Raw genomic sequence first — 15,201 nt, forward strand, 5'->3', positions numbered from 1 at the left:
CCCCAGTCAAGCCCCGCCGGATACCCGATCCCGACCACGCGCCCACATCGTCGGACGTCGCCCCCCCTGCACCGGATGCGGGCGATGGCCTGACCGATACCGCTCGGCGTATCCTGGAAATCGCAGAACGGCTATTTGCCGAACAGGGTGTCGAGCAGGTGCCCTTGCGGCAGATCGTGGTGGAAAGCGGCCAGCGCAACAGGTCCGCGCTGCACTACCACTTCGGTTCGCGCGAGGCACTCGTCAGTCATCTGTTGAATCTTCGGCTCCATGAGGTGAACCGCGTGCGCCATCGCCATCTGGACGAACTGGAAGCCAGTGGTCGCCCCATCGACATCCACGCCGTGGTGCAGGCCACCGTCCATCCATTGGTGGAAATCGTGCTGCATACCAGTTGGGGCACCAACTACCTGCAGGTGCTGGCGCAGACCACGTTCAGCCCGGGCCTCCTGAACAAGGGACTCGTCGACAAGACGGCGATGAGCGCGCTGTACCGCGTGCGCGACCACATCCACGCCCTGCTGCCCGGCGTACCCCGCGATGTGATGCGGCTACGCATGATCTGGTTCATGGATACGGTGGTCTACTCGCTGGCCCACTGGGTACGCGAACGCGGCAAGCGCAACCGGGCTGCGCCGCCGGTGGATGAACTGGTGGACTTTTGTGCGGCTGCGCTAGAGGGGCCGCGGCGGGTTGGTTGATCTTTCGCACGGTTGTTGCTCCCCTCTCCCGCTTGCGGGAGAGGGGACCGGCTCGTGGTCAATCAAGGCTCGACGTTCTCACCCCGCCGCCCTCACCCCGTCCATCGCCGTCCGTGCCAGCACCGGCACCAGTGCTGCTCCGGTATGGCTGGCCGCGATGCGCGACAACGCTTCCGGATCGGCCGCACCGACAATCGTGCCGCCCTGCGCGCCGCCTTCCGGACCCAGGTCGATGATCCAGTCGGCTTCGGCAATCACGTCAAGATCGTGCTCGATCACCACCACGCTGTGGCCCCCGTCGGTCAAGCGGTGCAGCACGCGGATCAACCTTGCCACGTCGGCCATATGCAGGCCCACGGTGGGTTCGTCCAGCACGTAAAGCGTGTGCGGCGCCTTCTGGCCTCGGCGGGTAATGTCGTCGCGCACCTTCGACAACTCCGTCACCAGCTTGATCCGCTGCGCCTCGCCACCCGAAAGCGTCGGTGACGGCTGTCCCAGCGTCAGGTAGCCCAGCCCCACGTCCTTCATCAACTGCAGCGGATGGCCGATCTGCGTGATGGCCGAGAAGAACTCCACGGCCTCGTCGATTTCCATCGTCAGCACGTCGCCAATATTCTTGCCGCGCCACGTCACCGCAAGCGTTTCCGGATTGAAGCGCTGGCCGTGGCAGACATCGCAAGGTACTTTCACGTCAGGCAGGAAGCTCATGCCGATCGTACGCACGCCCTGCCCCTCGCAGGCCGGGCAGCGACCATCGCTCGTATTGAACGAGAAACGCGACGCCGTGTAACCGCGCGCCTTGGCTTCGAGCGTATCCGCGAACAGCTTGCGGATGGCATCCCACACACCGATATACGTGGCCGGACACGAGCGCGGGGTCTTGCCGATCGGCGTCTGGTCCACTTCGAGCACGCGATCGATCGTCTCCCAGCCCGTGATGCCTTCGCAGCCATGCCACGCATGCTCGACGTTGAGAGATTTCGTGGCCGTCGGCTTGCCCGCCTTCTCCGCCGCCGAACGCGCCCGTCGCGTGGCCGGCGATGACATCACCGAGCGGCCAACAGCATCGAGCAGGTTCGTCATCAGCACGTCGCGCGCGAGTGTGGACTTGCCAGAGCCCGATACACCGGTGATGGCCACCAGCCGGGCCAGCGGAATCCGTGCCGTGACGTTGCGCAGGTTGTGCAGATGCGCGCCCTGCACTGTCAGCCATTGCTCTGGCTCGGCCACCCTGCCCGCACGCGGCGGCCGCACGGGGCGTCGCTCCTGCAGCGGGTGAACAATCGGATTGGCCAGGAAGCGACCGGTCGTCGAGTCCGATGCCGACGCCAGCGTCTCGACGCCACCTTCAGCCACCAGCCGGCCCCCTCGCTTGCCGGCGCCGGGGCCGATGTCGATGATGTGGTCGGCGCGACGGATCGTGTCTTCGTCGTGCTCCACCACCACCAGCGTGTTGCCCTTGTCGCCCAGCTTGCGCAGCGCATCGAGCAGGATCTGGTTGTCGCGTGGATGCAGGCCGATGGTCGGCTCGTCCAGCACGTAGCAGACACCCTGCAGGTTGCTCCCCAACTGGGCGGCCAGTCGAATCCGCTGCGCCTCGCCGCCAGACAGACTCGGTGCGGCGCGATCCAGACTCAGGTAGCCGAGTCCGACTTCTTCCAGGAACTGCAGCCGGCTGGCGATTTCCGTCACCACATCGCGCGCGATATCGGCCTCGCGGCCCTCGAGTTTCAGGCCATCCACCCAACGGCGGGTGTCGGACACCGTCCACTGCGCCACATCGGAAATCGCCTGCGTATCGAACGTGACCGCGCGCGCAGCCGGATTCAGCCGCGTGCCATGGCAATCCGGGCACGGCGTATCGCCCACGCCTTCGGGTTCCTGCTCCTCGGACGGCAGGCTCTGCTCGCGGCCCCGGTCGTCGCCGCCCAGCACCGTGTCGTCATACACCTCGCGCTGCTCGCCCGTCAGCGCCAGGCCAGTGCCCACGCAGGTGCCGCACCAGCCGTGCTTGCTGTTGTACGAGAACATGCGTGGATCGAGTTCCGGATAACTCGTGCCGCACACCGGACAGGCGCGTTTGGTCGAGAACACCACCGTTTCGCAGGCATGCGGTGTGCCGCACTCCATCGCATTCTTCAATCCATCGAGCGGGGCCAGCAGATGCATCACGCCCTTGCCGGCTTCCAGTGTCTGGTCCAGCAGCTCGCGCAGCGCGGCCTCGTTGTCGGGCGAGACGACGATGTCGCCCACCGGCAACTCGATGGTGTGCTCGCGGAACCGATCCAGGCGCGGCCACGGATCGACCGGCAGGAACTCGCCGTCTACGCGCAGATGCGTGTTGCCGCGCGCCTTGGCCCATTTCGCCAGATCCGTATAAACACCCTTGCGATTGACCACCAGCGGCGCAAGCAGGCCAACGTGCTGGCCACGGTAATCGCGCAACAACTGTGCGGCAATCGACGCCGGGCTCTGCGACGTCACCGGCGCACCATCGTGGACGCAATGCTGGATGCCGAGCTTCACGTACAGCAGGCGCAGGAAGTGCCAGACTTCGGAAGTCGTCGCCACCGTGCTCTTGCGTCCGCCTCGCGACAGCCGCTGCTCGATGGCCACCGTCGGCGGAATGCCGTAGACGGCATCGACTTCGGGCCGGCCAGCCGGCTGCACGATGGAGCGGGCATAGGCATTCAGCGATTCCAGATAGCGTCGCTGACCCTCGTGGAACAGGATGTCGAACGCCAGCGTCGACTTGCCCGAACCGGACACCCCGGTGATCACGTTGAACTTGCCGTGCGGAATGTCGACGTTCAGCGCTTTCAGGTTGTGCTCATGGGCGTTGACGATGCGCACCACGCCCTCGCCTTCCACGGCACGACGCGCCCGCGCGGCCTGTATGGCAGCCTGCAGCGGCTTGCCCTGGCCTTCGGCCTCCGCCTGTTCCGCAGCCAGCGTGCCATCGCCAAGCGCCTTGTCGTAGGCGATCAGCGCATGGCCCGTATGCGATGCGGTGCAAAGCTTGACGTCCTCGGGTGTACCCTCGCACATCAGTTCGCCACCGCCGTCGCCCCCTTCGGGACCAAGATCGACAATCCAGTCGGAGGCGCGGATCACATCGAGGTTGTGCTCGATCACGATCAACGAATGGCCACCATCGAGCAGCTTGCCGAAGGCGCGCATCAGCTTGGCGATATCGTCGAAGTGCAGACCCGTGGTGGGCTCGTCGAACATGAACAGCCGCTTGGGCAACACCACCGCCTTGCGGTTCTTCACCGGCTGCGCGGCAGCGGTCTCGGCCAGGAAGCCAGCAAGCTTCAGACGCTGTGCCTCGCCGCCAGAGAGGGTCGGCACGGGCTGACCCAGCTTCACGTATTCCAGGCCCACGTCGGCGATTGGCGCCAGTACGCGCAGCACCGCGGCATCCCCTTCGAACAGCGCGGTCGCTTCGCTGACCGTCAGTTCAAGCACATCGGCCACGCTGAGCTTGCGCGGCGCCTGCCCCCGGGCAGCGCGCTCGATCTTGACCTCCAGCACTTCGGCCCGATACCGCGTGCCGTCGCAATCCGGGCAGCGCAGGTAGACATCCGACAGAAACTGCATCTCCACGTGCTCGAAACCCGAGCCGCCGCAAGTCGGGCAACGACCATCGCCCGAGTTGAAGCTGAATGTGCCAGCCGTGTAGCCGCGTTGCAGTGCCAGCGGCGCCTTGGCAAACAGCTTGCGAATCTCGTCGAAGGCACCGACATAACTGGCCGGATTCGACCGTGCGGTCTTGCCAATCGGCGATTGGTCCACGAACACCACATCGTTGACCTGGTCTGCCCCGATCAAATCGCGGAACGCACCCGGGGATTCCGTCGCCTTTCCGAAATGGCGGGCCATGGCCGGGTACAGCACGTCCTGCAGCAGCGTCGATTTGCCCGAACCGGATACACCCGTCACGACGACCAGCCGGTTCAGCGGGATGCCGACCGTCACGTCCTTGAGATTGTGTTCGCTCGCGCCTTCCAGCGTCAGGCGCGGCGTATCGGCATCCACGGGCCGCGACTGCCACGCCGACGCATCGGTCACGCGGCGGCGCCCGCCCAGGTAATCGCCGGTCAGCGTCCGTTCCTTGCGGATGGCATCGGGCGAACCGTCGAAAATGATCGAGCCGCCGCGCTCGCCCGGCCCCGGACCCATGTCGATCAGGCGATCGGCAGCCAGCATCACGGACGGATCGTGCTCCACCACCACCAGCGTATTGCCCGCGTCGCGCAGCCGATGCATCGCCTCGACGATGCGGTTCAGATCGCGTGGATGGAGGCCGATGCTGGGCTCGTCAAGCACGAACAGCGTATTGACCAGCGAGGTGCCGAGGGCCGTGGTCAGGTTGATCCGCTGTACCTCGCCGCCCGACAGCGTCCGGCTCTGTCGGTCCAGCGTCAGGTAACCCAATCCCACATCGCACAGGTATTTGAGCCGCGTGCGGACTTCAGCGAGCAGCAGCTTGAGCGCATCGTCAAGCAGCGCGCTCGACAGCGTCAGGTCATCGAAGAAGCGCCGGATGCGCGCGATCGGCATCAGCATCAGGTCGTGCACCGTAAGACCTGGCAGGGCCTCCAACTGCGGCCGATCCCAATCCACGCCGCGCGGAAGAAAGCGCGCTGCCGGGGCCAGCACGGTATCGGCATTATCCTTGCTGCCCAGGCGCCACAGCAGCGCCTCGGTTTTCAGGCGCGCACCGCCGCAGGTTTCGCACGGCGTGTAGCTGCGGTACTTCGACAGCAGCACGCGGATATGCATCTTGTAGGCCTTGGACTCCAGGTAACTGAAGAACCGCATCACGCCATACCACTGCTTGTTCCACTGCCCGTTCCAGTCCGGCGAGCCGTGGATGACCCAGTGCTGTTCGGCCTCGCTCAGCTGATTCCACGCCAGATCACGCGGAATGCCTGCCTTGGCCGCGTAGCGCATCAGGTCGTCCTGGCACTCCTTCCAGGCCGGCGTCTGCATCGGCTTGATCGCGCCATCGCGCAGGGATTTGCGGCCGTCCGGAATCACCAGTCCCAGATCGACGCCGATCACGCGCCCGAAGCCCCGGCACGTTTCGCAAGCGCCATAGGCGGAATTGAACGAGAACAGCGCAGGCTGCGGATCGGCATAGCGGATATCGCTCTCCGGGCTGTGCAAACCCGTCGAGAACTTCCAGACGGGACCGTCGCCTTCGTCGGTCACTACCTGCACACTGACCCGGCCGCTACCGCGCTTGAGCGATGCCTCGATCGCTTCCACCGCACGGGCTTTTTCCACGTTGCCGATGCGGAAGCGATCCGCCACCACATCCAGCACCTTGCGCTTGCCCGTCGCCGATTCCACGATCCGCTGTCCATGGATGCGCGTATAGCCACTGACCGACAGCCACTGCTCGACTTCCGCTTCGGTCGCCGTTTCCGGCAACTCGACCGGAAACGTCATCACGAGCCGCGCATCGGCATACGGCTGCCCGGCTGCCGTACGGGCAACCAGTTCGGAATAGATCGTTTCGGGGGAGTCGTGCTGCACCGGCAGTGCGGTTTGCCGGTCGAACAACTCGGCAGCGCGCGCGTAGAGCAGCTTCAGGTGATCGTTCAACTCGGTCATCGTCCCGACTGTCGACCGCGAGCTGCGCACCGGGTTCGTCTGGTCGATGGCAATCGCGGGCGGCACCCCATCCACCTTGTCGACCTGCGGACGGTCCATCCGATCCAGAAACTGGCGCGCGTAGGCACTGAAGGTCTCGACGTAGCGCCGCTGCCCTTCGGCATACAGCGTGTCGAATACCAGACTCGACTTGCCGGAACCCGAAGGCCCGGTAACCACGGTCATCTGCCCGGTATGCAGGTCGAGATCGACGTTCTTGAGATTGTGCTGACGCGCCCCACGGATGCGGATAGTGCCGGAATCTGACAATTTCTTGCCTCGAATCAATAAGTTGAAACCGATTTCTGAAGTGCTTTCTTGATGCGTTTCGGACGTGCGGAGTCCGAAAGATCTCGTAACTATACTGTATAAACGTACAGGTCTGCAGCTCGATTGGGATATGAGCCGATTCTGAAAAGCGTTCCATGTCCGGGGAGGCTTTGTGGAACGTCAAGCCGATTCCGATGCCTCTTTTCTACAGTGCGCAGCACCCCTGATGCGCCTGTATCTCTTGTTCGTGACTGCCGCTTAGCTGCTGATATGCGCGCTTCAGGCCGTGTCAACAACGCGACACCCATTGCAAATTTAGTTTGCAATGGGTTAGCAATAAGCTAACATCGGCATGTACTCAATCGAATTTACCAAAGTTGCCGGACAGCAGTTGATGACCATGCCGCGCAACATGGCTTGCAATGTCCGCGCCAAGATCAACCTGCTTGCGCAAGACCCCTATGCCACCAACCCGAATGTTCGCAAGCTCGCCGGCCGTGACGGCTGCCGGCTTCGGGTAGGTGACTGGCGCATTCTTTATCGTGTCGAGGCAGATCGGCTTGTCATCGTAGTCATGAACATCAAACCACGCCGGAGCGCATATCAATGACCGCTACAACCATTCAGTTCATCGAACGCGACGGACGTCGCGAATTCGCGGTGGTCCCCATCGACCTTTGGGAGCGGGTAAAGCATCTGATCGAAGATGCTGAAGACGCCCTGCTCTACGATGCCGCCGTTGCGGCGGATGACGGCGTCCGTATTCCAGCCGCCGTGATCGACTCCCAGCTTGCCGGCGACCATCCCATCAAGGCATGGCGCGACTATCGGCGGCTGACGCAGGAGGCGCTCGCCACCTCGGCCGGCCTCAGCAAGCCCTACCTCAGCCAGATCGAGAACCGAAAGCGGGACGGGAGTGTGGAGTTAATGCGAGCGTTGGCGCAAGCCCTTGCCGTGCCGTTAGACATTTTGGTCGAACGACACGCTCAGGCTCCCCAACGAGATGAAACCGATTGATCTCGGTCTTCGTTCGGTATGGCTGGAAACTTCAGATCGCCGCCCAACACCCCTCACCCGCGTGACGGCAGCTTCCACCCCGGTCGCACGAAGTGGCAGGTGTACCCGTTCGGCAATCGCTCCAGGTAGTCCTGATGTTCCGGCTCCGCCTCCCAGAACGGACCGGCCGGGGCTACTTCGGTCACGACTTTGCCGGGCCACAGGCCGGACGCGTTGACGTCGGCTATGGTGTCTTCGGCCACGCGTTTCTGTTCGTCGTCGCGATAGTAGATAGCCGAGCGATAGCTGGTGCCGATGTCGTTGCCCTGGCGATTCTTCGTGCTCGGATCGTGGATCTGGAAGAAGAATTCGAGGATCTGGCGGTAGCTGATCTTGGCCGGGTCGAAGACGATTTCGATGCCCTCGGCGTGAGTGCCGTGATTGCGGTACGTCGCATTGGGCACGTCGCCGCCGGTATAGCCTACGCGCGTGGTCAGCACGCCCGGGTAGCGGCGGATCAGGTCCTGCATGCCCCAGAAGCAGCCGCCTGCCAGGATTGCGGTTTCAGTTTGCGTCGTCATGATGTGTGCCTTGCCAATGAGCGATGGTTCAAGCCCAGTAATATACGCACACCCCGCAAAATTCGCTGAAACGCCATGAATTCCCCTCACCCCGCGATGGGCGCAGTTGAAGCGCTGCGTCGCGAGATCGCGGCCTGCACGCGCTGTGCGGCCGATCTGGCCGCCGGGCCTCGTCCGGTCGTGCAATTCAGTGCCACGTCGCGCATCGTAATCATTGGCCAGGCGCCGGGTGCACGGGTGCATGCCAGCGGCATCCCGTTCGACGATCCAAGTGGTGACCGGCTCAGGGACTGGATGGGAACCGCCAAGGACACGTTCTACGACGCCTCGCGCATCGCCATCGTGCCGATGGGCTTTTGCTACCCCGGCAAAGGTGCGAGTGGCGACCTTCCTCCGCGACGCGAATGTGCGCCGCTCTGGCATGAGCGGGTATTGGGATGTCTGCCTGCCGACCGGTTGACGCTACTGGTCGGCACCTACGCACAGAACTACTATCTTCCGACCGACCACACGCAGACCATGACAAGTCGCGTGGCAGATTTCAGGCGCTTCGGTCCGAACGTCTTACCACTCCCTCATCCGTCCTGGCGCGTGGTGGGATGGATGCGCCAGAACCCATGGTTCGAGGCGGAACTGCTGCCCATGCTGCAGGCCGCCGTGGCGGCCCGTATCGATTTTCGCGAAATCGCCGCGCCGCGAGCGTAGTGGGATTCCCGGCTCCCGTTGTGGCCAGCACGCCCCTCGGCCATCCCTGTTACGCGAAACACCCAATCGGCGCCGCGCTGTCTGCCGTCTTCGCCGTCTTCGCCATCGCGGCATCCATCTGTTCCGGCGCCGCAAGCATGCGCCACAGTTCCAGCAACGTGGCATTGGCGCTGGCGGCTGGCCGGTAGGCCCGAATTTCGAGGCTGGCCTGCCAGGAGGCATCGCCGGCATGGACCAGGGCGCCATCCGAGAGCGCCTTGGCTGCCGTCGACAACGGCAGCCACGCCAGCCCGTGCCCTTCCACCGCCATTTTGAGGAGCAGCATCGCCATGTCGGATTCGTAGCAGCGAATCAGGCCCCGATGGGCGTCGCGCGCATCGAGCACCGACCCTACGACGCGGCCCAGCGTGGTATTGGGCGAATAGGCCAGGAACGGGGTGCCATGGGCATCGGCGAGATCCGCGGGATCGGGCACCGGATAGAGCGGGCGTCCGCGCGAGGTGGGCACCGAGACCGGTATCAGCGTATCGGACCCGACGGACAGGCTCAGGAACCGGTCGGCATCCAGCGAGACCGGCACGCGCGGATGGTGGTAGCCGAGCATCAAATCGCACTGCCCCTCGGCCAGCGCCACCACGGCGTCGATCACATTGGCCGCGCTGACCCGCGCATGAAAGCTGCCAAACCGCTGGCGGCAACGCGTGAGCCAGTCCGGCAGGAAGGCAAGCGACAGTGTGTGTCCCGCCACGATATCGAGCGTCCGGTCCGGCAGCGTCGATTCGCGATGCAGCGTGGCGCGTGCCTCGGTGAGCAGGTCGGCAGCCTGCCGCGCTGTCTCGCAGAACGTGGCGCCGGCAGGTGTGAGCGCCAGCGGGTAGGTATTGCGGTCGACCAGCTGTGCGCCAGCCCAATCCTCCAATGCCCGGATGCGGCGCGAGAGCGCCGACTGGGTGACATACCGCAACTCGGCGGCACGAGAAAAACTGCGCGTGCGTTCCAGCACGAGCAGGTCATCAATCCATTTCAACTGCATGTTGCGCCCCGGCAATACGCTGGCCTGCGGCGGCCGGTGGCCCTGTCCGTGGCACCGTGCCCCGTGGACCCCCTATTCCGCATCCGCATGGGTCCATGGCCAATCGGCATCCAGTCCTGCACAGACCGTGCCTAGAATCGGTTCCACTTTCCCAGCAGCACGCGGTTTCGCCCCGGCGAGACCAGGCATGACCGATGTGACAGAGCTGCATGCCAGCAGCCAGCGCATCAGATGTTCCGCAACCCCTTGCCCCACCGGCGCACCGGGCCGTCCTGGTCCTCGCCGCGAGGCGACGCTTTCTCGGAGTCATCCCGATCATGTTGAAGCAAGTGCATTCGATTTCCCGCACCATCCCGGCGCACCCGCGCACCATCGCGAGCCGCTGGATGGCACGGGCCGGACTGACCTCGGCCATGGTCGCCGTGGCCCTGACCGGCACGCTCGTCGCCCCGGCCGCACTGGCCGAGTATCCCGAACGGCCCATCCAGCTGGTGTTGTCGTTCCCGCCGGCCGGCGCCACTGACGTGCTGGCGCGCGCCGTGGGCCAGCGCCTGTCGCAGGTGCTCAAGCAGCCCGTCGTTGTGGAAAACCGTCCCGGTGCAGGTGGCGCGCTGGGCATGGGCTATGCAGCCAAGGCTTCGCCAGATGGCTACACGCTCTACCTCGCCGCCGTGAGCAACGCTGCCATCGCGGCTGCCACCTACTCCAGCCAGCCGGCCAACCTGGGCAAGGATTTCGTGCCGATCGCCGGTATCGGCAACGTGCCACACATCCTCGTTGTGCCGGCCTCGTCGCCGGTCAAGACGGTGCCGGAACTGGTCAAGATGCTGAAGGCCACGCCGGGCGAGCACAACTTCGCGTCGCAGGGTTCGGGCACGCTGTCTCATCTGGAGTCGGAGCTGTTCAAGCTGCGCACGGGTGTGGATGTCGTGCATGTGCCGTACAAAGGCAGTTCGTTCGCCCTGCCCGACCTGATGGCCGGCCGCTCGGCCATGATGTTCGACAGCATCCCGTCGGCGCTGCCCCATGTGAAGTCCGGCAAGCTGCGCCTGCTGGCCGTGGCCTCGGAGCAGCGCGTGAAGCTGTTGCCCGATGTGCCGACGATGGGCGAGGCGGGCGTCTCGGACTTCCGCGCCAACAACCTGTTCGGACTGGTAGCGCCGAAGGGCACGCCGCCCGCCGTGATCGACAAGCTCGCCGCGGCATCGAAGGCCGTGCTGGCCCAGCCCGAACTGGCCGAGACAATGGCCGCGCAAGGCGTGGAAATCGCCTACACCCCCGCTGACAAGTTCGGCCGCATGATCCAGCAGGAAATGCGCGACTGGGCCAAGGTGGCGCAGGCGGCGCACGTCAAGGTGGACTGAGTCCGCTGAATCTGACGTCGCCCAAGATTTTTCCGATTTTCTACGTCGCACTGCAAGCCTCGACGCGGGCGGCCCTCCACAGCCGCCCGTCTTTGGCGCCCCCAAGCTCATGACCAATTTCTGGGACACCCCCTACCCATCCCGCCGCATGCCGGTGCTGGCCGATAACGTCGTATCGACCTCGCAACCGCTGGCCGCCGCAGCCGGCCTGCGCATGCTGGCCCGAGGCGGCAATGCCGTGGATGCGGCACTGGCTACCGCCATCGCGCTGACCGTTGTGGAGCCCTGCATGAACGGCATCGGCGGCGATGCCTTCGCGCTGATCTGGGATGGCAAGACGCTGCATGGCCTCAATGCTTCGGGCCGCGCGCCACGCGCGTGGACGCCGGAATCGTTCTCGCGCTATAGCGCCATGCCGCCGATTGGATGGGATAGCGTGACAGTTCCCGGTGCAGTGTCCGGCTGGCGTGCCACATGGGAGCGCTTCGGCGACTTGCCGTTCGAAGATCTGTTCGCGCCGGCGATCGAATATGCGCGCAACGGCTTTATCGTTTCTCACACCGTCCATCGGCAATGGCAGGCCCAGGTGCCGGTGCTCGACGGCCAGCCGGGATTTGCCGAATCCTTCGCACCGCGTGGCCGTGCGCCATTGCCAGGCGAGCGCTTTACATGCCCCGGCCAGGCGGAAACGCTGGAGCGCATTGCCCGCTCCGGGGGTGACGATTTCTATCATGGCGAACTGGCCCGACGGATCGCCGATCATGCACGCGCCACGGGCGGCCGCCTTGACGAGGCCGATCTGGCCGCCCATCGCGCGGACTGGGTCGATCCGATCCGCATGCGTTACCGCGATCTGACGCTCTGCGAAATCGGTCCCAATGGTCAGGGCATTGGTGCGCTGATGGCGCTGGGCATGCTCGAACATTGGGATATCGCCGGCTCCGGGCGCGATAGCGCGCGTGCCATGCACCTGCAGATCGAAGCCATGAAACTGGCCTTCGCCGACCTGCACGCCTACGTGGGCGATATCGACGCGATGCGCGCACCGGGCGCCATCACGCCAGAGGCCCTGCTCGATCCAGCTTATCTGGCCGAACGTGCCAAGGCGATCCGGCCCGACCGGGCCACTTACGCAGGCGCGGGCAAGCCCCATAGCGGCGGCACCGTGTACCTGACCGCCGCTGACAAAAGCGGCATGATGGTCTCGTACATCCAGTCGAATTTCAAAGGATTCGGCTCGGGTGTGGTGGTGCCGGGCACCGGCATCGCGCTGCATAACCGGGGCTGGGGCTTTCGCCTCGAAGCCGCCCATCCGAATCAGGTGGCGCCCGGCAAGCGCCCGTTCCACACCATCATCCCGGGCTTCCTGATGCGCGGCGACGCCCCGCTGGCAGCGTTCGGCGTGATGGGTGGCTCGATGCAGGCGCAGGGCCACGTACAGATGGCCAGCCGCATCGCCGATTTCGGCCAGAATCCGCAGGCCGCCAGCGACGCACCGCGCTGGCGCGTGCTCGACGACAACATCGGCGTTTCGGTCGAAGCGCATTGCCCGGCCAGCACCATCGAAGGGTTGCGGGCGCTGGGCCATCGGGTGGAAGTGGCGCCTGCGGACAGCCTCGACTTTGGCGGCGCACAGATGGCGATGAAGTGCGAGCACGGCTACGCCGCCGCCTCGGACCATCGCAAGGACGGCTATCCGGTGGGTTTCTGAGCGTCGTCCGTCCTGCCCCTACCCCAGCGGCAACGCCGTGCTGTACAGCACCTGCTTGAGCGCGAAGCTCGAGCGGATGCTGGCCACGCCGGGAATGCGCGTGATCTGGTCGATGATCAGCCGCTCCAGCGCCTCCACATCGGGCACCACCACGCGCAGCAGGTAGTCGGCATCGCCCGACATCAGGTAGCACTCCATCACCTGCGGCAGTGCGGCGATTTTCCGCTCGAAGGTGTCGAGCGTCTCGCGCCGCTGCTTGTCGAGCGACACCGAGATAAACACCACTACCTTCAGTCCCAGGCGGCGCGCGTCGAGCAACGTCACGCGCCGCGAAATCACGCCAATTTTTTCCAGCCGCTTTACCCGCGCCAGGCATGGGGATGGCGAGAGGTTGATGCGGCTTGCCAGCTCCACATTGGTCAGGCTGCCGTCACGCTGCAGCTCGCCCAGGATTCGTATATCGGTGGCGTCGAGATCGATGTCCAGCATGTTATTCGCTCAAGGAGTTTATCGGCAGCATTCTATGCTGAATCGAGCCGATCACGCAGTGTGATCCGGACAATGCTGCGGCGCAATGAAACGTAGACTTTCCGCCATGGAGCCGGTTGCTCACAAACCCCTCGCCGGCCACGTCTATCGTCACCATGTCTGCCTCCTCGCTCGCCTCATCCTCCGCGAAGTCCTCATTTCGATCATTCCTGCCGCTAATCGGCGCCGTCATCATCTGGGGCGGCAACTGGCCTGTCATGAAGCTGGGGCTGGCGCATGTGAGCCCGCTGTGGTTCGCGGCGTTGCGATTCGGTTCGGCCGCGCTGATCAGCCTGGCCGTGTTGGGATTGATGCGACGCCTGCGCCTGCCCACTCGCGACGAATGGCCGTTGGTGATCAGCGTGGGCTTGCTGCAGATGGGGGCCTTTACCGCGCTGGCGCTCTGGGCGCTGCAATACGTGCCGCCCGGTCGCGCATCGGTGGTGGCCTACGCCACAGCCATTTGGGTGATTCCGCTGTCGTCGCTGGTGTTGGGCGAGCGTCCGTCGCGCTGGCAATGGCTGGCAACCGCGTTCAGCTATGCAGGCATCGGCGTCATCGTCGCCCCCGCGCTGGGCGGCTGGGAGATGCACACGGTGATGGGTCTCGGTATGTTGCTTGGCGCCTCGCTGGCATGGTCGATCAGCATCATCCACCTGCGCGGCAATCGGCATGTGCGACTCGGCGCGGACATGATTCCGTGGGAGTGCGCTGTGGCAACCGCGCCGCTGCTGGCCCTCGCGCTGCTGCGCGATGGCGCTCCCGATGTGGGTGCGATGGTCGATATCTGGCCGGTCATCGCCTATACCGGACCTTTGGCTACGGCGCTGACGTTTATCGTCGTGCTCAACGTCACACAAAGCCTGCCGCCCGCTGCCACCTCGATTGCGATGCTCGGCGTGCCGGTGCTCGGCCTGGTGCTGTCGGCCGTTGCATGGCACGAAAAGATCTCGGCGGATCTCTCGATTGGCCTGGCCCTGATCGGCCTCGGGGTGGTCACTACCGCGCTGGCGCCCCGGCTCGCGCGTCTGTCCGCAAAGGCTTGAGCCAGTCGTTCAAGGTTCCACCGACGGCTCGCGCTTGAGCGTGCGCAGCACGAATGTGGAGTGGCTGTGCCGCAGGCCCGGCAATTTGTAGAGCTTGTGGCGCAGGAACTCCTCGTACCCTTCCGTCCCCGCCACGGCCACCTTGATCAGATAGTCGTACTCGCCCGTGAGCAGATGGGCCTCGATCACCTCGGGCAGTTGCGCCAGTGCCTCGCCAAACTTGTGGAGCATGTCATCGTCGTGCCGGTCCAGCGTCACCTCGATCAGCACGGTATCGGGCAGGCCCAGCGCCTTCTGGTTCAACAGCGCGGCGTAGCCGCTGATCACCCCCGCATCTTCCAGCGCCTTGACGCGGTTCCAGCACGGCGTGGCAGACAGCCCAACACGCTCTGCCAGCTTCGCATTGGAGAGGCGCCCATCGCGGCGAAGTTCGCGCAGGATGCGGCGGTCGGTGTCGTCGAGTTTGGGCAGATTGGTCACGATTTTCTCTGGAGAATGAAGATTTATCCTGCAATCTACACCAATACAGAGATTCATTCTCCAATCATACGATATTCGGAGAATATTCAGAAGCCCATTCTCGCGCTTCGCTGGTAAATTTACCG

The 15,201-nt window shown here is 64.5% G+C and carries 12 protein-coding genes; 7 read left to right on the forward strand and 5 right to left on the reverse strand.

Going from position 1 to position 15,201, the window contains the following annotated elements; all coding sequences use genetic code 11:
- The first annotated feature begins 20 nt into the window (after positions 1-20).
- The gene (locus FFS21_RS23465; protein ID WP_249359605.1) at positions 21-701 is read left to right on the forward strand and encodes a TetR/AcrR family transcriptional regulator; all 681 of its coding nucleotides are present in this window, start codon (positions 21-23) and stop codon (positions 699-701) included.
- Between the two features lie 78 nt (positions 702-779).
- Here the strand turns inward: FFS21_RS23465 and uvrA are convergent, their stop codons facing one another.
- On the reverse strand, positions 780-6,632 hold the full coding sequence (gene uvrA / locus FFS21_RS23470) for an excinuclease ABC subunit UvrA (RefSeq protein WP_137927138.1): 5,853 nt from the start codon (positions 6,630-6,632) through the stop codon (positions 780-782).
- Between the two features lie 352 nt (positions 6,633-6,984).
- Between uvrA and FFS21_RS23475 the strand changes: the two genes are divergently transcribed.
- Both FFS21_RS23475 and FFS21_RS23480 read left to right on the forward strand, forming a co-directional pair.
- Positions 6,985-7,242: a type II toxin-antitoxin system RelE family toxin gene (locus tag FFS21_RS23475; RefSeq protein ID WP_137927139.1), complete on the forward strand. Its 258-nt coding sequence runs from the start codon at positions 6,985-6,987 to the stop codon at positions 7,240-7,242.
- Positions 7,239-7,649: a helix-turn-helix domain-containing protein gene (locus FFS21_RS23480; RefSeq protein WP_137927140.1), complete on the forward strand. Its 411-nt coding sequence runs from the start codon at positions 7,239-7,241 to the stop codon at positions 7,647-7,649. Before FFS21_RS23475 ends, FFS21_RS23480 begins: the two co-directional genes overlap by 4 nt.
- 53 nt (positions 7,650-7,702) lie before the next feature.
- Here the strand turns inward: FFS21_RS23480 and msrA are convergent, their stop codons facing one another.
- Positions 7,703-8,209: a peptide-methionine (S)-S-oxide reductase MsrA gene (gene msrA, locus FFS21_RS23485; RefSeq protein WP_137927141.1), complete on the reverse strand. Its 507-nt coding sequence runs from the start codon at positions 8,207-8,209 to the stop codon at positions 7,703-7,705.
- A gap of 75 nt (positions 8,210-8,284) precedes the next feature.
- Here msrA and FFS21_RS23490 point away from each other — a divergent pair, with 75 nt between their 5' ends.
- Entirely contained in the window at positions 8,285-8,914 is a 630-nt protein-coding gene (locus FFS21_RS23490; protein ID WP_249359603.1) for a uracil-DNA glycosylase family protein, read from the forward strand.
- A gap of 49 nt (positions 8,915-8,963) precedes the next feature.
- Here the strand turns inward: FFS21_RS23490 and FFS21_RS23495 are convergent, their stop codons facing one another.
- Positions 8,964-9,947: a LysR substrate-binding domain-containing protein gene (locus tag FFS21_RS23495; RefSeq protein ID WP_137927142.1), complete on the reverse strand. Its 984-nt coding sequence runs from the start codon at positions 9,945-9,947 to the stop codon at positions 8,964-8,966.
- 317 nt (positions 9,948-10,264) lie between these two features.
- Between FFS21_RS23495 and FFS21_RS23500 the strand changes: the two genes are divergently transcribed.
- Together FFS21_RS23500 and FFS21_RS23505 are read left to right on the forward strand one after the other, a co-directional pair.
- Entirely contained in the window at positions 10,265-11,311 is a 1,047-nt protein-coding gene (locus tag FFS21_RS23500) for a Bug family tripartite tricarboxylate transporter substrate binding protein (RefSeq protein ID WP_137927143.1), read from the forward strand.
- Between the two features lie 109 nt (positions 11,312-11,420).
- Positions 11,421-13,022: a gamma-glutamyltransferase family protein gene (locus FFS21_RS23505; RefSeq protein WP_137927144.1), complete on the forward strand. Its 1,602-nt coding sequence runs from the start codon at positions 11,421-11,423 to the stop codon at positions 13,020-13,022.
- A gap of 18 nt (positions 13,023-13,040) precedes the next feature.
- Here FFS21_RS23505 and FFS21_RS23510 read toward each other — a convergent pair whose 3' ends face one another.
- Complete coding sequence (locus tag FFS21_RS23510; RefSeq protein ID WP_137927145.1) at positions 13,041-13,511, reverse strand: Lrp/AsnC family transcriptional regulator; 471 nt, start codon at positions 13,509-13,511, stop codon at positions 13,041-13,043.
- Positions 13,512-13,666: 155 nt separating this feature from the next.
- Here FFS21_RS23510 and FFS21_RS23515 point away from each other — a divergent pair, with 155 nt between their 5' ends.
- Positions 13,667-14,596, forward strand: a complete 930-nt coding sequence (locus FFS21_RS23515) for a DMT family transporter (RefSeq protein WP_137927146.1) — start codon at positions 13,667-13,669, stop codon at positions 14,594-14,596.
- A gap of 9 nt (positions 14,597-14,605) precedes the next feature.
- On the opposite strand, the gene FFS21_RS23520 is transcribed toward FFS21_RS23515, so the two are convergent.
- On the reverse strand, positions 14,606-15,076 hold the full coding sequence (locus FFS21_RS23520) for an Lrp/AsnC family transcriptional regulator (protein ID WP_137927147.1): 471 nt from the start codon (positions 15,074-15,076) through the stop codon (positions 14,606-14,608).
- Positions 15,077-15,201 lie beyond the last annotated feature (125 nt).

Source organism: Cupriavidus sp. 2SB (assembly GCF_005503625.1).
GTDB lineage: Bacteria > Pseudomonadota > Gammaproteobacteria > Burkholderiales > Burkholderiaceae > Cupriavidus.